Source organism: Roseateles sp., from assembly GCF_052436255.1.
Taxonomy (GTDB): Bacteria; Pseudomonadota; Gammaproteobacteria; order Burkholderiales; family Burkholderiaceae_C; genus Pelomonas.
On sequence record NZ_JBQVNP010000002.1, the window covers coordinates 39,580 to 58,484 of the forward strand.

Genomic DNA, 18,905 nt, shown 5'->3' on the forward strand with positions numbered 1-18,905 from the left:
CCATGTTCGACAACCAGACTTTGCTCATCACCGGCGGCACCGGCAGCTTCGGCAACGCCGTGCTGCGCCGCTTCCTGGACTCCGGCCTGCGCGAGATCCGCATCCTCAGCCGCGACGAGAAGAAGCAAGACGACATGCGCAAGAAGTACGCGCATCCCAAGCTGAAGTTCTATATCGGTGATGTGCGCGACCCGCGCGCGGTCGCTGGCGCGATGCGTGGTGTGGACTACTGCTTCCACGCGGCGGCGTTGAAGCAGGTGCCATCCTGCGAGTTCCATCCGATGGAGGCCGTTCGCACCAATGTGCTGGGCACCGAGAACGTGCTCGACGCCGCCATCACGGCCGGCGTGCAGCGCGTCATCTGCCTGTCCACCGACAAGGCGGTGTACCCGATCAACGCGATGGGCATCTCCAAGGCCATGATGGAGAAGGTCATGGTCGCAGCCTCGCGCAATCTGGAAGGCACCGGTACGGTCATCTGCGGTACGCGCTATGGCAATGTCATGGCCTCGCGCGGCTCGGTCATTCCACTGTTCGTCGAGCAAGTGCGGGCCGGCAAGCCGATCACGCTGACCGACCCCGCGATGACCCGCTTCATGATGACGCTGGACGACGCCGTCGAACTGGTGCTCTACGCCTTCGAGCACGGCCGCAATGGCGACATCTTTGTGCAGAAGGCGCCCGCCGCAACGATCCGCGTGCTGGCCGAGGCGGTGCTCGGCGTCATCGGCGCGGCTGACCACCCCATCCGTGAGATCGGCACCCGCCACGGCGAGAAGCTCTACGAGGCGCTACTGAGCCGCGAGGAGCGCGCCGGCGCCGAGGACTTGGGCGGCTACTACCGCATCCCGCCCGATGGCCGCGACCTGAACTACACGAAGTTTGTCGATCAGGGCGAGACACGCATCCAACATGCCGAGGACTACACCTCCCACAACACCGAGCGCCTCGACGTCGCCGGCATGACGGCGCTGCTGATAAAGCTCGACTTCATGCGCCGCCTTGCCGCAGGCGAGTCCAACGTGACGGCGGAGGACTGAGGCTGTGAAGATCGGTATCACCGGCGCTTCCGGCTTCGTCGGCCGCAACCTGCAATGGCGGCTGCGCGAAGCCGGCCATACCGACGTGCGGCTCATCTCGCATCGCGCCGACGACGCCCAGCTCATCGAGCAGCTGAGTGGCCTGGACTTCGTCTTTCACCTCGCCGGCGTCAACCGGCCCCAGGATCCGACCGAATTCGACGACGGCAATGCAGACTTCAGCCTGCGTCTCGTTGCGGTGCTCGGCAGCTTGCCCGGCTCACCGCCGATCGCGTTTGCCTCCTCCACACAGGCAACGCTCGACAACGTCTACGGCCGCAGCAAGCGCACCGCCGAAGACGCGCTGCTGCACTACCAGCGCCAGTGCCGCGTGCCGGTCTACATCTTCCGGCTGACCAATGTGTTCGGAAAATGGTGCCGGCCCAACTACAACTCGGTCGTCGCGACCTTCTGCCATAACATCGCCTGGGGCATGACGGTCACGATCAACGACCCCGCCGCACCGCTGCGGCTGGTCTACATCGATGACGTCATCGACCAGATGCTTGGCCTGCTCGGCTCGGCACCACCTGCGTCCGGTTTCGTGGAGGTGATGCCAACCTATGAAACCACCGTTGGCGAGTTGGCCGCGACATTGAACGGCTTCCGAGCAACCCGTGAGGGCCTGATGATCGACCGCGTCGGCACCGGCTTGACGCGCGCGCTATACGCCACATACGTCAGTTACCTGCCGCCCGAAGCGTTTTCCTATCAGGTGCCACGCCACGCCGACCCGCGCGGTGTCTTCGTTGAGATGCTGAAGACGCCCGACTGCGGCCAGTTCAGCTACTTCACGGCCGGCCCCGGCATCACGCGCGGCGAGCATTACCACCACACCAAGACCGAGAAGTTTCTCGTCATCAAGGGCACGGCGCATTTCGGCTTCCGCCATATCGACAGCGGCGAAACCCATGAACTCGTCACGTGCGGTGGCGAGGCGCAGGTTGTCGAGACCATTCCCGGCTGGACCCACAACATCACCAATGTCGGCGAGGACGAGCTCATCGTCATGCTCTGGGCCAACGAGATCTTCGACCGTGCACGCCCCGACACAACTGCCATGAAAGTCAAGCCATGAAGAAGCTCAAGGTGCTGACCGTCGTTGGCACCCGCCCCGAGATCATTCGCCTCTCGCGCGTCATGGCCGCGCTCGACGAACATTGCGACCACATCCTTGTTCACACGGGCCAGAACTACGACTATGAGCTCAACCAGGTCTTCTTCGACGATCTCGGCGTGCGCAAACCTGCGCACTTCCTGAACGCGGCCCAGGGCGGCGCGGCGCAGACTATCGGCAACATCATCGGCGGCATCGACACGGTACTGGAAGCCGAGCAGCCCGAGGCGATGCTCGTGCTCGGCGACACGAACAGCTGCCTGGCCGTCATCGCCGCAAAGCGCCGCAAGATCCCGATCTTCCACATGGAAGCTGGCAACCGCTGCTTCGACATGCGCGTGCCCGAGGAAACCAACCGCCGCATCGTCGACCACACGGCTGACATCAACCTCACCTACAGCACGATCGCCCGCGACTATCTGCTGCGCGAGGGACTGCCGCCCGACCAGATCATCAAGACCGGCAGTCCGATGTTCGAGGTGCTAAACCATTACCGCGACGGCATCGCGTCATCGGAGGTGCTGAGCCGTCTGAACCTGAACGAGGGACGCTATTTCGTTGTCAGTGCCCACCGCGAAGAGAACATCGAATCGCCACGCACTTTCGGCAAGCTCGTCGGCATTTTGAATGCTGTTGCAGCGGACCATAACCTGCCGGTCATCGTGTCCACCCACCCGCGGACACAGAAGCGCATCGATGCAGACGGCATCAAGTTCCATGCGCGCGTGATGCTCATGAAGCCGCTCGGTTTCCTGGACTATGTGCGGCTGCAATCCTCAGCCATGGCGGTACTTTCCGACAGCGGCACGATCAACGAGGAGTCGTCCATCCTCAACTTCCCGGCGCTGAACCTGCGCGAGGCGCACGAGCGCCCCGAAGGCATGGAGGAAGGCGCCGTCATGATGACCGGCCTGTCGGTCGAGCGCGTGCGCCAGGGCCTGGCAGTGCTGGCATCCCAGGCTCGCGGCGAACAGCGCAGCCTTCGCTTGGTGGTCGACTACAGCGTGCCCAACGTCTCGCAGAAGGTCGTGCGCATCATTCACAGCTACACCGACTATGTGAAACGCGTGGTCTGGCGCCAGTACGACTGAGGATGCGCGTCCTCGTCGTCAGCCAGTATTTCTGGCCCGAAGCCTTTCGCGTCAACGAAATCGTCTCCGAGCTGCGTGCGCGCGGCCATGAAGTCACCGTGCTGACCGGCCTACCCAACTACCCCGGCGGCCAGGTCTTCGACGAGTATGCGGCGGAACCGGCAGCGTTTACCCACTACCACGGCGCCGAGGTCATTCGCGTGCCGTTGCGACCTCGCGGCAAGGGCTCGATCCGGCTGCTGCTGAACTACTGGAGCTTCGTCTTCTGGGGCTGCCTGCTCGGACCGTGGAGGCTGCGCGGGCGAGCGTTCGACGCCATCTTCTGCTTCGAGACCTCACCTATCACGTCGGCCCTGCCAGCCGTGCTGCTGCGCCGCATCAAGCAGGCACCACTGCTGCTGTGGGTGCTGGATCTCTGGCCCGACACACTGTCGGCCGTGGGCATGGTGCGCTCGCCGCGCGCGCTTGGCTGGGTGGGGCGGCTGGTCGCCTTCATCTACAAGCGCTGCGACCTGATCCTGGGTCAGTCGCGCTCCTTCTTCGCACCGATCGAGCGCTGGTCCCAAGCCCCTGAGAAGACACGCTACTTCCCGCAGTGGGCCGAGGAGGCCTTCGATCGCGACCTGGCTGAAGTGGCGACCGCCGCCGAGCTGGCTCCGCATCACGGTGCGTTCAAGGTCATGTTTGCCGGCAATATCGGCGATGCGCAGGACTTTCCAGCCATCCTTGCTGCCGCCCAGAGGATGCGCGACCGCAAGGATGTCAACTGGCTGATCGTCGGTGACGGCCGGGCGGCCGAGTGGGTGCGGGCCGAGATCACGCGGCGCCGGCTGAGTGAGACCGTCTTCATGCTGGGCCGGCATCCACTTGAGCGCATGCCGGCCTTCTTCAAGGGTGCGGATGCGCTGCTCGTGTCGCTGAAGGCCGAGCCCATCTTCGCTATGACCATTCCTGGCAAGGTCTCCGCCTATCTGTCGGCTGGCAAGCCTCTTCTCGCGATGCTAGATGGCGAGGGTGCAACGGTGGTAAATGAAGCTGGCGCGGGGCTGACCTGCCCGGCCGGCGACAGCGTCGCATTGGCTGACCAGGTGCGCCGGCTGGCCAGCCTGCCCGAGCACGAGCGCCTGGCCATGGGGGTAAATGCGCAGGCGTACTGCCGCTCACAATTCCACCGCGACACGTTGATCGGCCAGCTCGAACAGTGGATGCAAGCAGCGCACGAGGGCTTTCGCACACGACGGCCATGACGAGGCTGCGAGTGCTCGTGCTCAACCCTTACTTCCTGCCGAGTAGCAAGGGAGGCGGCTCGGTGACGGCGGTGGTGAGTCTCGTGGCGCACCTGAAGAACGACTTCGAATTCGTGGTTGCCGCCAGCGCGCACGACCTGCACACCGCCGAGCCTTTTGCTGATACAGCCCGCCTGGATGCGCAGCAAAAGATCGGTATCAAGCTGCACCATCTGCCGCGCGGCCTTGCGGCGTTCAGGCACATGGACGAGCTACTGCGCCAGCCCTGGGACCTGATCTACCTGAACAGCATCCTTTCACCAGTATTCACGGCCCTGCCCCTGCTGCTGCGAAGGCTGAGACTACCCGATCTGCCTGTGCTGCTGGCACCTCGGGGTGAGCTCATGCGCGGCGCCTTGATGCAGCGTCGAACGAAGAAGCTGATCTACCTGCGGCTAATGCGCGGCCTGGGATTGTTCAGGAGGCTGCAGTTCCATGCCACCAGCGAAACAGAGCAACAGGCAGTGCGTGACTTCGGCTTCAGTCCTGTCCACCTTGTCGCTGACCTGCCGCCAAGGCTACGGGCATTGCCGCAACCCCACTGCCCTGCATCATCTGCGCCCTTGAAGATCGTCTTCCTCTCGCGCATCGAAGCCAAGAAGAACCTGCTGTTCGCGCTCGAGACCCTAGCCCAGGTCAAGGTACCCGTGGCCCTGGACATCGTGGGGCCTGTCGGCGATGCCGACTATTGGGCTGCCTGTCGCGACGCGATGGCGCGCTTGCCTGCCTGGGTACAGGCTCACTATCTCGGGCCGATCGACCCCGGGCAGGTTGTCGGGACCTTGGCGAAGTATGAGTTGTTTTTCCTCCCGACCCAGGCAGAGAACAACGGCTACGTGATTCATGAAGCGCTCCTGGCAGGCTGCTCGCTGCTTATCAGCGATCAGACACCGTGGCGGCAGCTTGCCGCTGCAGGCGTTGGCGTTGATCTGCCACTGCAGGTCCCGCAATTCGTACAAGCGGTGGATGCGTTCGCCGCCCTCCCCGCTGGCGACCGCCTTGCGCAGCGCCAACGCGCGCAGGCTTTCGGCGCAGCTCGGCTCGATGCTGAAGCTGACATCGCCGCGATGGGAGCTCTGCTAGCGCAGGCCGCGTCAGCGCATCGTTAGTGCCGGTCTTTGTTCAGCCTGCCCAGCAAGGGCTTTTCGATCAAGCGGTGCAGCGCGACGCCGGCCAGCACAGCTCCTGACAGCATCACGGGATAAAGCAACCAACCCCAGGTTTGGCCGCGAAGGCCAAGCCACATGGCGGCCTTGCATGCAGCGCTGATGACGGGGTAGTGCACCAAGTAGATGCAGTAGGACGAGTCGCCCAGCAGCTGCAGTGCCGGATGGCGACCGAACACGTGGCCGGCACGCTCCGCGCTGACAAGGCCAAGCACCAGCACGGCGGAGCCAAGCCCAAGCCAGAGCGTGGGCTTGTGCCCCATGGCGACGTCGTAGACACAGGCGCTGATGAATATCGCCGCACCGAGCAGGGCCACTGTCCGCCCGGGCAGGGTTGGTCGCCACTGATCCACGAGGGCGCTCAACGCACCGGCCAAAAAGAGCGCCAGATAGACGGTGCCGTAGGGCCAGCAGAGCAGCACGGCGGCGAGAGCGGCCAAGCCCAGGATCGGATGAAGAATCAGCGCACCGAACAGCCCATAGAAGACCACCTCCCACTGCAGCGACCAAGCCACCGAAACGACTGGCGCCGAATTAGCCGGTATCAGTAACAGCGCCCACACCAGGTCACCGGGAGACAGGTCGACGATGCGATAGGCCCCGGCGTACGCCACAAGGAAGACTATCCAGTAGATGGGGTAGACCCTGGCGAAGCGCTTCCAGATAAATCGCCCGAACTGCCTAGGCTGGTGGATGTCGCCGCGATGCGCCAAGCTGATGATGAACCCGCTCAGCACGAAGAAGAAGTCGACGCCGGCATGCCCGAACGGCACCAGGAACAAGTCCACGCCGAAGTAGTGCTTGATGGCCAGGCCGAGGTGAAAGCAAAGCACCATCAGTGCCGCAACGGCCCGGCCAGCCTGTAGGGACCGCAGCATCAGCCCGTCAACCGAACCCGTGCATTCTTGTCACCATCTCGTCCCAGTCGGGTGAGCAGTAGCCTGTGGCAGTCTTGAAACGACCCGCGTTCAAGGACCGGTCCAGAACCGGAATAGGCTCGGCGTTGATCACGTTGCGGCGCTCGTACACGCGAGCCACCATCTGCAGTAGGTCGTATTTACTGATGGCGGGTCCGGCCACATGGTAGATGCCGCGCAACCCGGGGTTGGGCAGCACAAACTCCTGAATGACGCGAGCCAGCTCGACCGTTGGTAGCGCCGAGAAGATGGCGTTGCTGAACCCTGACACCGGGCCGGATTGAGCAAGGAACCACCCCAGGAGGGCATGTGAGGTATGAAGCTCATGGCCGATGATGGATGTCCGAAGCGTGACCGCGTTGTCGTAGTCCACCTCGCCCATGAGCTTGCTGCGGCCGTAAAGGTCGGCAGCGTCAGGGGTGTCTGACTCGGCGTAGTTGCCGGCCGCGCCGGAAAACACGCAGTCCGTGCTGATATGGATCAGCCGTGCGCCGTGGTTCTGCGCAAGGCGGGTCAGGCGATGGGGGAGCAACGCATTGATCGGTATGGTCAGGGCGGGCGCATCTGCCCCGGCCAGCTGCTTGACAATACCGATGCAATTGATGATCGCGTCCGGACGTACGTCGGCCAACAGACGCCGCATCGCGGTCAGGTCGCCCGCATCCGCGCAAGGAATGAATGACGCGGACGGCGCGCGCGCCCTCAGGCCCTCAACCGTTTCGACGCGACGTACTGCGCCGATAACCGCATAGGACGGGTCTTGCGAGAACCAGCGCAGCACGGCGTTGCCCAGCATGCCATTGGCGCCAAGAACCAGGAGTCGTTTGGGGGAATGCGTCATGAGCACGATGCCTTCAAACCACCAGACAGCGCACAGCGGTCTCCCAGTCGAGCTTCATCTCGACCAGGCGAGCAGCGAGGCGGGGTGGCGCCTCGGCCACAGTAGCCAGACCATCGACAAACGGGCGACCGCCGGCGGCCGTCGGGCGCATTGCCCGAGCCAGGATGTAGCGAATACGCGCGCGTCTAAGCATTCTTCGCTCGCGAGCGACCGCTGCCTGCAATCCAAGCAGTGGCGTGCCCAGAATTTCCGAAGCCTCTGAAGTCGCCTGCGCAATCTCTGATCCGTACTCAGGGTGACGCAAGCTGCAGGTCGCGAGCAGGCGTACGAAATTGAACTCGATCAGCGTCGAAGGTGCCAGGTGCTTCAGGGTTTCGAGGGCGGCATGGGCCCAGACCGTTTCCACCGAAAAGAACTTGGGCACACCGGGACTCCAGCCAGCGGCGACAAAGCTGCTGGTCTGAGATTCGGCGCTGAGTTTGCCCTTGTGGGTATTCATCGCGCTGCGCCCGGAATTGCTGCCGCCGGAAGCGCCCGGAATTGACAAGGGGAAGTCGACAACGAGAAATGTCTCGGAACAGACCGCGAGCCCCACGGCGCCGGAAACGTCGGGGCTGGAACCATGGAAGTACTGCCCCGAACGATCGCGAACTCGCTCCATCAGGGTGCGGCGAACGACGCCGTGATATATCTTCGGCAGACCGTCCGTGCCTTGCGCGGCTTCCCGCAAAGCCAGGGCCAGCGAATCGGAAGCACGGCTGACCTTGCCGCCGCCCATCTGCTTGGCGAAATACAGCCGAGAGGCGTGCCGAGCGCCAAAATGCCGGGAGCGAAAGTCCGGCCAGACATAGTTAGCCACCACGTTTGGTGCGATGAGGTCGACCCGCTTTTGATGCGCCCACTGCGCCGCTTCAAGCAGCCCGCCGGCAATGGTGTCGTCGTCTCCGATCAGGCAGAGGAACTCGCCCTTACTGGCCCCGATGGCGGCATTGTGGTTGCCGGTCATGTCCAGCTTCTGCTCAGGCCTGAAATATTTCAGGCGCGGGTCGCGGCCCAGCGGATTTTGGGCGACCCAGCGCATCAGCTCGCCATCGGTACTCGTGTCGCTGACCACCAATTCGAGCCTCCGGTCCCCCTGGGTGAGCACCGACTCGATCGCGTGCATCGCGTAACGAGCACGATTGTGCGTGGGCATCACAACAGACAAGAGCGGCGGCATGAGGTTGTCAGAGCGGATCTAGGCGCGTCATTGTCTTTGATCGCTGCAGCAGGGCCTGCACGGCGCCGATCACGCAAATCGCGCTGACCAGCAACCAGGCGGATATCCGCAGCGTTGTGGTGGGGAGCAGCAGCCCTACGAAACCGAAGGGGGCCAGCATCAACAGCCTGATCGCCTTCCTGTCGAAAAGCCGACCGCCTCCCTCTAATGGCAGGCGCTGCGCCGCCACGACCAGCAATACGGCATCAAGCACCACACGCGCCAGCCAAACACAGGCGGCCGCCTCGATGCCCATTTGGGACGCGGCCCAGGCAAGTGCCACGATGAAGATTGGCAATTCGAGGAGATGCAGCTTTGCCGTCGTCGCGGCCCGCCCGGCGCTTTGCAAGGCGGTGTAGGGCAGCTGCGCCAGACCGGTCACGAACATGCCGAGCGAGAAGATCAGGAGACAACCTTGGGCCTCGGCCGCGAACCCGGCATCAAGCCAGAGCGACAGCAGTGGCCCGGCAAAGGTCGCCAGACCCAGGGTGATGGGCAGCAGGACCACACTTAACCCAAGCAAAGCCTGCCTGCAAAGGCGCGCAGCGTCCTGCTCCCGCTGCGCAATCTGCGCCGCCAGCGCCGGGAACAGCACTGCCGTCAGGGCGCCTGGCAGGATCCAGAGCTTCATCACCAGCTCCTGCGGCGTGGCGTAGTAGGCCAGTGTCGCCACCGGCACGAACAGGCCGACGATGAAGCGGTCCGCATAGCCCATCAGGGGCCCTAGCAGGTTGCTGACCAGCAGCCACTGGCTAGAGCGCAGCAGCGAACCGAGCAGGTCGCGCCGCCAACTGATTCGACCACGCAATTGCGGCAGCGCGTACCAAGTGGCCACGCCGTGGGCCAGGGCGCCGAGCAGCCTGCCGATGGTGAGCACTGCGGCGATCGCTGTCAGATCGGCCCCGTACAGATGAAGGACGATGACAGGCGCGACAAAGGTCCAGATACCCATGGGCACTCGAATGCCATTGACGAGCCCGAATGCGCCGCAGGCCTCCAGCATGCCGCGCAGGCCGGCCGTGCCTATCACCATTGGCAGGGCCAGGGCCAACCATTGCAGGCTGACCAGCGCCTCGCGGACATCGGGCAAATCGCGCAAGCCCCCAACGAGCCAGGGCGCCAGCAGGTAGAGCGCCAATCCGGCCGCCAGCCCGACGCCGCCCAACAGGATCAGCGCGGTGCCACACAGCGGCCCCACCAGCGCGTCCTCACCCTTCTCCAGCACGACGGCCAGGCGCAGCGTCAGCGCACGCGCCAGACCCAGATCGAACAAGCCGAAATAGCTCACCAGCGCCCAGATCAGCGTCAGCAATCCGAAACGCGCCGTGCCCAGCCCCGCGAGCAGGACCGGAATCGCAAACAGGGCCACCAGCAGCGGGGCGCCAAGACCGATCAGGTTTAGAAGGGAATGGCGAACGATTCTCAAGGGCGGCCTCAGGGCGCACGATTGTAGGTGGCGGGTCGCCAGCTACCCGCTCCGCGGGCGTCGCCTGATAACATGAAGATCCTGCTCAAGGCCCGGGCAACTTTCTCGATACAGCCATGTTTTTCTGCCGCCAAGTGCTCCTGGTTCTGCTGCTGCTGCTGGCAGGCACCGCACCGGCCTATGCCTATATCGACGGGGGCTCGGCCCACCTCATCATCCAGGGTTTGATTGCGGCGGCTGTCGGGCTCGTCTACTACATCCGCAACCCTCGCGAGATCTGGCGCGCCCTGAAGCGGCGTTGGAACCGGGACCGCTCCTGATGCGGGTCAGCTTCCGGGATCCCGACGGCAATGTCGAGGATGACGGGCAGCAGGTCTGGCGAAGGGTTCAAGCGCACGCCGCCGCGACGACCGCCGAACTGCTGGACAGCCCACTGTACGCCGACCTCGTCCGGGATGGCTTGCTGATCGGGGTTGAAGAACAGCATCCTCAAGCAGATGGCAGCTTGCTGCTTCGGCATCGCCGCGTCGAGATGCCCACCTATGCGTTCGAGTGGACACCGGCCATGCTGGCGGATGCCGCGCGCCTGACGCTGGAAATCCAGCGGCGCGCCTGGGCTGCGGGTTGGAACCTCAAGGACGCGGCCACCAGCAATGTGCTGTTCGAAGGCTGCAAGCCCGTCTTCTGCGACCTGCTGTCGCTGCAGCGCCGCCAACCGGCCGACCCACCGGGCTGGCTGGCCTACGGCCAGTTCGTGCGTCATTTCGTGCTGCCGCTGCTCGCCGTGGCCGAACTGGGTCGCACGCCGCGAGACATCTTTCTGGCCCACCGCGACGGCCTGCGCGCCGTCGAGATCGCTCCCTTCATCCCTTGGCACGCCCATTTGGGACTGGCGATGTGGCTACACGTGCGACTGCCCGCCCGATTGGAGCGCCGCCGCATTCGTAGCGACCAAAAGGCCGCTGGCGCGAGCAAGGCGGGCGGTGCTGACGGCACCCCCTGGCTGCTGGGCAATCTGGGCCGCTTCATCGACCGCCTCGAGTCACACGGCAGAAGCTTGAGCACCTGGAGCGAATACACCGGCAACCGCGATCACTATCAGGCCGTTGAGCTGACCGCCAAGCGCAAGGCAGTCGAGGCCTTGCTAAGCGAAGGCCGTTGTGGACGCGTGCTCGACATCGGCGCCAACAGCGGCGAGTTCTCGCTGATCGCGGCACGCGCGGGCAGCCAAGTGCTGGCCTTGGACGATGACGTCAACGCCCTGCATGATCTGCACATCCAGGCCCGGCGCCTGAACGTGCCTGTCCAGTGCCTGCATGCCAACTTCGCGCAACCCACGCCCGCCACGGGCTGGCGCCTGGCGGAGACGCTGGGCTTGCCACAGCGTTTCGCTGGAAGGTTCGATCTGGTGCTGGCGCTGGCCGTGATCCACCACCTGACCGTGACCGAGCGACTACCCACGACGCAGCTTTTTGAAGTCCTTGCCGACTGCTGCCGTGACACCCTGCTGCTGGAGTTTGTGCCGCGAGACGATCCACGCTTCATCGAGCTCGCAGGGCCGAACATGGACCTCTACCAGCATTGGGATGTCGCCTTCGTGCTGAGCTGTGCCGAACCTTGGTTCGAATTGCACGACCAGCAGCAGATCTCGGAACATCGCAAGCTGCTGCGCCTGCGCCGCCGCAGCGCGCACGCCCCATGAGCTTGAGCAAGGCGCAGTTCGGACCTGTTGGGCGCCAAGCGCTGCGCTACGCACTGCTGAGCTTCATCAGCCTGGGTGCGATCGGCGTGGGCGACGTGATCCTGCGCTACACCTACTCGCTCTATCTGTCTTTCGAACCAGGCAGCTTCCTGCGGGAGGGGCATCTGCTGCTGGTGGCGGTGGCGCTTTTCGGCGCTCTCGGCGGCTGGCTGGATCGTCCGGACCGCGCCCTCCATTCCAGCGCCCGAATGGCGCGTGCACTGCTGCTGACGCTGGTCTTCGTGGCACTGTTCCAGGTCTTCCGCCAATCGCTGGCCACCTCGCTGCCTTTGCCCGGCTGGGCCAAGGCTGGCGCCATGCTCGGTTGTGCCATCGCTGCAATCATCATCGCGTGGCGCATGCGTGCGGAGTCGGCGGCACGGCTGTGCAATGCGGCCTGCCTGGCCATGGTGACGCTGTTCGCGCTACAGCCTGGCATGCCGGGCTATCTGATGGGAACCTTCTCGCCGCAAGCGCGTGACAGCGTCAGCGCGGCTGCGGCGGGACCTGCCGCGCGTCGCACCGTTGTGATCGTGTTCGATGAATGGGACATGGAGATCTCCGAACGTGAAGGCCTCTTCCAACGCGAGGCGATGCAGGGATTTCTCAGGCAGTCGTTCTTTGCTCAAAACGCCCTGCCAGCAGGGCCCAACACGCTGGAGTCGATTCCGGGCATGCTGTTCGGCCGTCCCTTCGGTGAAATCGACCTCGGCGGCAAGGCCTCGCTGCGCAGCAAGAGCGGCGAGGTTTGGGGCCCGCAGACGCCGCAGCTTTTCAGCGACCTGAAGGCCCGCAACATCAGCCATGCGGTCGTCGGCTATTACCACGACTACTGCGCGCTGATCACCACCGCACGCACCTGCCATGCTGAACCCGTACAGTTCTTCCAGGGATGGAAGGCCCAGTTCGAGCGGGTGTTCAAGCGCAGCGGGCAATTCGACTTTCCCTATTCGGTGTTCCTGCAGCAGTGGCATGCGACCTACAACCGCCTGCACGATGAAGCCCTGAAAGCGGTGGAAGATCGCGCCAATGCGGTGATCTGGATCCATATCAATGTGCCTCATCCACCCAGCGCCATGGCACAACGCGCGCCGCGGGATCTGCGCCAGGACTACCGGGCCAACCTGGAGCTGACCGCCGAGTTGATCGAGGCAGTCCGCCAGCGGCTCGCCGCCCAGGGCGAAGAGTCGACACTCGTGCTGACGTCTGATCACTGGCTGCGCGAGCGCGAGCTGTGGTCCACCATGTACGAGCAGCAGCGCGGCCCAGGAAGCGGGCATGTTGGCAAGACGGCCGACCAGCGCGTGCCCCTGATCGTTTGGTTCAGCGGCAGCCGGCCTGCGATCCGCCACCAGTCGCCCATCAGCCTGCTGGCCGCGCGTAACCTGGTTCTTGGGCTGACGGAAGGGGGCCTTCGATCACCGCAGGACGTGGCGCGCTTCTTCGAGCAGCAACCAGCGCCCGTGCCGCCGCGCTCAGGCGGCGCCGGTATTCATTGAGGTGATTGCCATCATCACGGCCACCATCAGCATGCCAATGACAGCGCCGATAACGAGAATGGCAATCGGCTCGATCAGGGACATGGCCCGCTTCTGACGCTCACGGGCCGCCTCCGCCTGCATGCTGCCAAGCGAGGTCAGCATGGCATCCAGGCTGCCAGCCCGCTCGCCGACCTTGATCAGGTTCAGTCGCGTCGGAGGAATCCAGGCCGAATGGCGCAAGCTGTCGTACAGGGTTCGTCCATGTTCGAGTTCGCGCGTCGCAGAGGCAATGAGCAGCGAAAACTCGCGCAGTTGCAGCGCACCCCGTGACAGCTTGAGCGCGTCCAGCAGCGGCACACGGTTGCGCAGCATCGTGCCCATCAACAGCGCCCAACGTCCAACTTCGGCGTCCCGTAGCCACGGCCCGAGCACGGGCGCCGTAGCAGCCCGTTCGAGCAGCGCACGCCTGAAGCTGGGCCGCGCCAGCAGGGTCACCAGCAGAGCCGCCAAGATACCCATGCCCAGCCCGAGCTCCAGCACATGGGCCTTCATATAGACGGCCGTTTCGATCACCCACACCGAAAACTCGGGCATCTGACGACGCGCGCCCCGCAGCAGTGGCGCGAAGCGGGGGATGACACCGATGAAGATGATCAACACTGCCAGAAGGCCCGCCACCACCAGGATGGTCGGATAGACCATCGCGTTGCGCAGCTCCTGCCCCATGCGGCGCGACACGTCCAGCTGTTCAGCGCAATCATTGAGCGCGGTGGCCAGGTCGCCACTGGCCTCGCCAATACGCACCACCGTCATCAAGTGCTCGGCCAGGCAGAGCCCGCTGGCCTGCAAAGCATCGTGCAAGCTGCCGCCCTCACGGACGGTGCGGGAAGCACGCGCCATGACATTCCCCATGGCGCCACCCGTGTGCCCGCTTGCCAGCGACACCAATGCTTCGTCGAGGGATACGCCCGCGGCCAGCAAGGTCGAGAGTTCGCGCAGCATCACGACCTTGTCCGCCAACGTCAGGCGGCCGGGTACGCGACCGGCCTGCGGCATCACTGCCTCAGGCGGGGCGTCCAGGGCTTTCAGATCAAGGGGGGTGAGCCCCTGTCGCAGCAGCTCGCGCGCCGCCTGAGATGAATCCCTTGCTTCAAGCTGCCCGCTGACCATGTGGCCCGCAGCATCCTGCGCACGGTAGCTGAAGCTTTCCATCACCCGCCGTGCTCGCTGGCGGCGCGCAACACTTCGTCCAAGGTGGACAGTCCACGTGCACTTTTGATCAGTCCATCATCCACCATGGAGCGTCGCCCATCGGCCTGAGCGATGGAAAGCAAGCGCTCGGAACTGCCGCCCTGTGCGATCTCGTGCTGCATCGCTGCGCCGACCGTCACCAGTTCATAAATTCCAAGGCGACCGCGATACCCCGTTCCGCCGCAGATTTCGCAGCCACCTGCTGCTCGCCATTCAGGCGGCTCTGCAGGCACATCGTGAAGCGCTGGCAGGCGTTCCTTGAGCACCTGCCAACGCTGCTGGAGGCTCGCCGAATCCCCACCGGGCTTGGCGCAAACGGCGCAGAGGCGGCGGATCAGGCGCTGGGCCATTACGGCCCGCAGGGCCGCAGCGACCAAATAGGGTTCGATGCCCATGTCGACAAGCCGGTTCACGGCCGACAGCGCGTCGTTGGTGTGAACGGTTGCAAGTACGAGGTGACCGGTCAATGCGGCCTGGATGGCGATCTCGGCAGTCTCGCGGTCCCGAATCTCACCGACCATGATGACGTCCGGATCATGTCGAAGGATAGAGCGTAGGGCCCTCGCAAAGGTGTAGCCGATATCTGCCTGCGTCTGGATCTGAACGACGCCCGGAAGCCGGAGCTCGACCGGATCCTCGACCGTGATGAGCTTACGCACACCGTCGTTGATGTGAGCCAGGGCGCTGTACAGCGTGGTGCTCTTACCCGAACCGGTCGGGCCGGTCACAAGCACCAGGCCGTTGGGCCAACCCAGCCACTGCTCGAACAGGGCGCGGTGATCGGACTCCATGCCGATGCGATGCATGCCGATATCGCCGCGCTCCTTGGGCAGCAGGCGCAGTACCAGCGACTCCCCATGCACCGCGGGGATCGCGGATATCCGGATATCGACCTCGCGGCCAGCCACGCGCGTAGAGATGCGGCCATCCTGAGGCAGCCGCCTCTCGGCGATATCCAGGCCCCCAATGAGTTTGATTCGCGACGCGATGGCAGGGTAGCGGTCCATGCCCAGACTGCTGCGCGTATGCAACACACCGTCAACGCGGAAGCGCAGCGTGCATTCGCGCTCGCCCGGTTCGATGTGGATATCCGAGGCGCGCGCCTCGAGTGCCTGTGCAAGCGTGTTGTTGACGAAAGCGACGACTGGCGCGTCTTCGGCCAATTCCCGCAGGCTTCGCGCGTCCGCGCCGAGGCTCTGTGGTGATGTGCGCAGCCGCTGAGCCCACATCTCCGCATCGGCGGGCAGCAGCAGGTGCCAGCGCAGCGCACTCACGTGCGGTTCGCCGGCCAGCGCTTCAGCTACATCCACATCGAGCGGATCAGCGCTTGCCACGCACAGACCTTCGTCGTCGCGCCAAAGGAGCACATGGCGGTCCAGCCACCAAGCCGCAGGCGTGCTCAACTTGGCCATGGCTGAACGCATCGCGTCTTCGTCCAGCGTGCTGGCCATCAACAGCGGGTAGCCCAGTTGCTCGGCCAAGGCAGCGTAGAGCACTTGCATGGACACCGCGCCGAGACGGACCAAGATCTCGCCGAGCCGCCCACCCTTGCTGGTCTGCACCAGCAGCGCGTTCTCGACTTCGGGCGCCTTGACCGTGCCCCGCTCGATCAGCAGTTCGCCAATCAGCTTCAATGAGCTCACGAACCAGCCTTCCCAGCCGGTGGCTTGGCGATCAAATCGAGCAGCGGGCGGTTGGGTGCAACAGACCCGTCGGGCTTGGTCACCGTGTCAGCCCAACCACCCAGTTGCTTGCGGAAGGCGGCGGTCATGGCCTCGGCTTCGCTGCTGTCGTTGAGGATGTAAGGCGTGATCAGGATCACCAGCTCACGGCGATTGCCGCCGCTGGTGCGGGTGCTGAACAGGTTGCCGATCAGCGGAATGTCCTTCAGGAACGGCACACCGGCGTTGCCTTGGGTGGTGTCGTTAGAGATCAGACCGCCCATCATCACGGTGGCGCCATTGCGCAAGGTCATCTTCGTTGAAAGCTTGCGCGTGCTGAAGGTCGGCGAGGTGTTGACCCCGGTGTTGGTCGCAGCCGCGGCGCTGACTTCCTGCTCCACCTCGATGTCGACCTGGTCGCCCGAATGGATGACCGGCTTGACGCGCAGGATCACGCCCGTGCTGCGGTATTGGACCGTCTGCAATATGCCGGCCTGGGTAGGCGTCGTGATCGTCCCGGTCGTCGTCTGCTGGCTCGTGATGATGGGCACTTCCTGGCCTACTTGAATCGTCGCCTGCTCACCGTTGCGAGCCTGCACACGAGGGCTTGAAAGGATGGTTGCCTGGTTGGTGGACGCCAGCGCGTTCAGAGCCGCCTTCACGCTGCCTGCGGCGTTCAACAGGCGGAAAGTGAAACCGGAGCTGCCAATGCCGGTGCCGCCCTGCGTGCCGTAGCGGCCAATGTTGCCGTTGCCGTAGTCATGGCTGGCCAGCCATTCGATCCCAAGCTGACTGCTGTCGATGGTCGACAACTCCGCGACGGTCACTTCGATGAGCGCGGCCTTGGCCGGACGATCCAACATCTGCAGCAGCGAGCTGATCTGCGAATACTCGTCGGGCTCAGCCTGGAAGATCAGCATGTTGCTGGACTGGTCCACCACAACCGATGTCAATCGCGCAGTGGCGCTGCCGGACGAGGTGGCGCTGCCTTGAGCCGGTGTCGCGCTGACCCGCCCACGACTGCCGCTGAGCAGTTGATCCAGTGTCTTGGCCAAATCCCCGGCATCCTTGTGTCGGACCTGGTAGGTGAAGAAGTTCTTGCCGACTCCGCGCTCACTGGGCTTGTCCAGCGTGCGAGCCCACTGCTCTACGTGCTTGAGCACTTCGTCGCTGACCGCAAAGACATAGACCGAATTCACCGCACTCACCGGCAGCAGCGTCACGGGGTAGCGAACACCCTGCAACGGCCCCAGCGGCGCCACCGCATAGCCTTGCGCGGTCAGAACCTCGACAAGGCGCTTGGCCAGATCGTCGACGGAGAGGTAGGCCGGCGTCAGGGCGACGCTGCGGCGCCCGCTCATCAACGGCTGATCCAGAACGCGGATTGCCTCGAGCGCCGCTTGCATGTTGTCCGGCGTGCCATTGAGCAGGAGCGCATTTCGCGTGACGTCCTCCTGGATGGTCACGCGGTTGGCAAAGAGCGTCTTCAGCCACATGGCGACCTCGTTTTGCCGGACCGACTTCATTTCCACGAGCTGGTAGATAGGCCGCAACGGCAGAGGTGTGTCTGGCAAAGCCTCGCTGCGACGGATCTCGGGCAGATTGCCGAGTTGGGCGTTGTCCGGCAGCACACGCACCAGGCCGCCAACGTCGACAACGGCCACTTGGTAGCTCTTCAAGAGCAGCATGATCGCCGTCTCAAGCTGCGCAGCACTTTGAGAAGCAGGTGCACGAAACGTCACCAGATCCTTGCGGGCAACCACCGCCGGATCAATGTTGACATTGCGCTTGAGCATTTCGGTGTAGACGATTTGCACGAAGTTCGGCAGCGGCACCTGCTGGAGGTTGATTGCGCCGACCTCATCAGCTTGCCGGCTTTCGATGTCGGTGCTGACCTTGGCATCTGCGGCGCTGCGCTTGGTTGCGTAGTTGCTCGAAGTCAGTGCGGGCGGCGTCGGCAGATTGTTGACTCGCATGCCCGGTGTCGGAGTCTCGGCAGTTCCGAAAGGCGAGGAGGCAGCAGCTTCGGGGCTGGAGGTCGCCAGTGGCGGCGGGACGATAGGCTCCATCGGCGCGCAACCTGAAAGGGTCACACCCAAGGTCAAGAAGGCGCACCTCCAGAAAGCCGATGCCGGCATGGCTCTCAGGTATTCATTCACGATTTTCAACTCCAAAGGTCTCGCGCTTCTTTCCAAGACGGACGCGAACCTGATTGCCGTCCACTAACTCAATGACATGTCCACTGGGCAGCTTTTCGCCGACCTTCAAGCGCTCGGCTGGCTTGCGATCGGCGTCGTACAGAATCAGCACGCCGCCTTGCTTCCCTCGGCCATAGACGCCTGCGAGGCGCCAGCGAGGCGCTTCTTCCTGCGCATCGGCGGCACTTGCCGCCTTGGCCGCTCCCCATTGCGGCGAAGTTGCGACGATGGCAGCCCTGGTCGTCGAACCTTCGGCCTTCGGCAAAGGTGGAAGGTGCCAAGCGTCGCGGCGCGGCTGCACGAGGACCGCAGGCTTCTCAGCTGTTGTCGCCCCACCGAACCAGCCGAGCAGCGCGACGACCACCGTAAGCAGCAGTTTGTTCCGCAAGGTC

Annotated in this window: 16 protein-coding genes; 8 read left to right on the forward strand and 8 right to left on the reverse strand. The window is 64.1% G+C overall.

All coding sequences use genetic code 11. From position 1 onward, the window contains the following. Positions 1-2 precede the first annotated feature (2 nt). The 5 genes from ACT6S0_RS00865 to ACT6S0_RS00885 are packed head-to-tail and all read left to right on the forward strand — an operon-like array spanning position 3 to position 5,682. The gene (locus ACT6S0_RS00865; protein ID WP_444762025.1) at positions 3-1,040 is read left to right on the forward strand and encodes a polysaccharide biosynthesis protein; all 1,038 of its coding nucleotides are present in this window, start codon (positions 3-5) and stop codon (positions 1,038-1,040) included. A gap of 4 nt (positions 1,041-1,044) precedes the next feature. Further along, entirely contained in the window at positions 1,045-2,157 is a 1,113-nt protein-coding gene (gene wbjC, locus ACT6S0_RS00870; RefSeq protein WP_444762026.1) for a UDP-2-acetamido-2,6-beta-L-arabino-hexul-4-ose reductase, read from the forward strand. Beyond that, the gene (gene wecB / locus ACT6S0_RS00875) at positions 2,154-3,287 is read left to right on the forward strand and encodes a non-hydrolyzing UDP-N-acetylglucosamine 2-epimerase (protein WP_444762027.1); all 1,134 of its coding nucleotides are present in this window, start codon (positions 2,154-2,156) and stop codon (positions 3,285-3,287) included. The genes wbjC and wecB overlap by 4 nt, the downstream gene beginning before the upstream one ends. A gap of 2 nt (positions 3,288-3,289) precedes the next feature. Then, entirely contained in the window at positions 3,290-4,534 is a 1,245-nt protein-coding gene (locus ACT6S0_RS00880) for a glycosyltransferase family 4 protein (protein ID WP_444762028.1), read from the forward strand. 11 nt (positions 4,535-4,545) lie between these two features. After that, complete coding sequence (locus tag ACT6S0_RS00885; protein WP_444762029.1) at positions 4,546-5,682, forward strand: glycosyltransferase; 1,137 nt, start codon at positions 4,546-4,548, stop codon at positions 5,680-5,682. On the opposite strand, the gene ACT6S0_RS00890 is transcribed toward ACT6S0_RS00885, so the two are convergent. The 4 genes from ACT6S0_RS00890 to ACT6S0_RS00905 are packed head-to-tail and all read right to left on the reverse strand — an operon-like array spanning position 5,679 to position 10,181. Continuing rightward, the gene (locus ACT6S0_RS00890; protein ID WP_444762030.1) at positions 5,679-6,617 is read right to left on the reverse strand and encodes an acyltransferase family protein; all 939 of its coding nucleotides are present in this window, start codon (positions 6,615-6,617) and stop codon (positions 5,679-5,681) included. The two genes, ACT6S0_RS00885 and ACT6S0_RS00890, sit on opposite strands and share 4 nt — an antisense overlap. A gap of 7 nt (positions 6,618-6,624) precedes the next feature. After that, positions 6,625-7,497 (reverse strand): dTDP-4-dehydrorhamnose reductase family protein, encoded by an 873-nt coding sequence (locus tag ACT6S0_RS00895; protein ID WP_444762031.1) that lies wholly within the window; start codon positions 7,495-7,497, stop codon positions 6,625-6,627. Between the two features lie 13 nt (positions 7,498-7,510). Next, positions 7,511-8,716: a glycosyltransferase family 2 protein gene (locus ACT6S0_RS00900; protein WP_444762032.1), complete on the reverse strand. Its 1,206-nt coding sequence runs from the start codon at positions 8,714-8,716 to the stop codon at positions 7,511-7,513. 7 nt (positions 8,717-8,723) lie between these two features. Continuing rightward, positions 8,724-10,181 (reverse strand): oligosaccharide flippase family protein, encoded by a 1,458-nt coding sequence (locus ACT6S0_RS00905; RefSeq protein ID WP_444762033.1) that lies wholly within the window; start codon positions 10,179-10,181, stop codon positions 8,724-8,726. A gap of 134 nt (positions 10,182-10,315) precedes the next feature. On the opposite strand from ACT6S0_RS00905, the gene ACT6S0_RS00910 reads away from it, so the two are divergent. Genes ACT6S0_RS00910 through ACT6S0_RS00920 form a run of 3 tightly spaced genes read left to right on the forward strand, consistent with a single transcriptional unit; the run spans position 10,316 to position 13,421 of the window. Then, complete coding sequence (locus ACT6S0_RS00910) at positions 10,316-10,501, forward strand: hypothetical protein (RefSeq protein ID WP_444762034.1); 186 nt, start codon at positions 10,316-10,318, stop codon at positions 10,499-10,501. Continuing rightward, entirely contained in the window at positions 10,501-11,883 is a 1,383-nt protein-coding gene (locus tag ACT6S0_RS00915) for a class I SAM-dependent methyltransferase (RefSeq protein ID WP_444762035.1), read from the forward strand. The genes ACT6S0_RS00910 and ACT6S0_RS00915 overlap by 1 nt, the downstream gene beginning before the upstream one ends. After that, positions 11,880-13,421: a sulfatase-like hydrolase/transferase gene (locus tag ACT6S0_RS00920; RefSeq protein WP_444762036.1), complete on the forward strand. Its 1,542-nt coding sequence runs from the start codon at positions 11,880-11,882 to the stop codon at positions 13,419-13,421. Before ACT6S0_RS00915 ends, ACT6S0_RS00920 begins: the two co-directional genes overlap by 4 nt. On the opposite strand, the gene ACT6S0_RS00925 is transcribed toward ACT6S0_RS00920, so the two are convergent. The 4 genes from ACT6S0_RS00925 to ACT6S0_RS00940 are packed head-to-tail and all read right to left on the reverse strand — an operon-like array spanning position 13,398 to position 18,901. After that, a complete protein-coding gene (locus ACT6S0_RS00925; protein ID WP_444762037.1) occupies positions 13,398-14,615 on the reverse strand; it encodes a type II secretion system F family protein in 1,218 nt (405 codons plus the stop codon). The two genes, ACT6S0_RS00920 and ACT6S0_RS00925, sit on opposite strands and share 24 nt — an antisense overlap. Beyond that, positions 14,615-16,297, reverse strand: coding sequence for a GspE/PulE family protein (locus tag ACT6S0_RS00930; RefSeq protein ID WP_444762038.1), 1,683 nt, complete (start codon positions 16,295-16,297; stop codon positions 14,615-14,617). Before ACT6S0_RS00930 ends, ACT6S0_RS00925 begins: the two co-directional genes overlap by 1 nt. Further along, positions 16,294-18,474 (reverse strand): secretin N-terminal domain-containing protein, encoded by a 2,181-nt coding sequence (locus tag ACT6S0_RS00935; RefSeq protein WP_444762039.1) that lies wholly within the window; start codon positions 18,472-18,474, stop codon positions 16,294-16,296. The genes ACT6S0_RS00930 and ACT6S0_RS00935 overlap by 4 nt, the downstream gene beginning before the upstream one ends. Then, positions 18,467-18,901, reverse strand: a complete 435-nt coding sequence (locus tag ACT6S0_RS00940) for a hypothetical protein (protein WP_444762040.1) — start codon at positions 18,899-18,901, stop codon at positions 18,467-18,469. Before ACT6S0_RS00940 ends, ACT6S0_RS00935 begins: the two co-directional genes overlap by 8 nt. Positions 18,902-18,905: the final 4 nt, after the last annotated feature.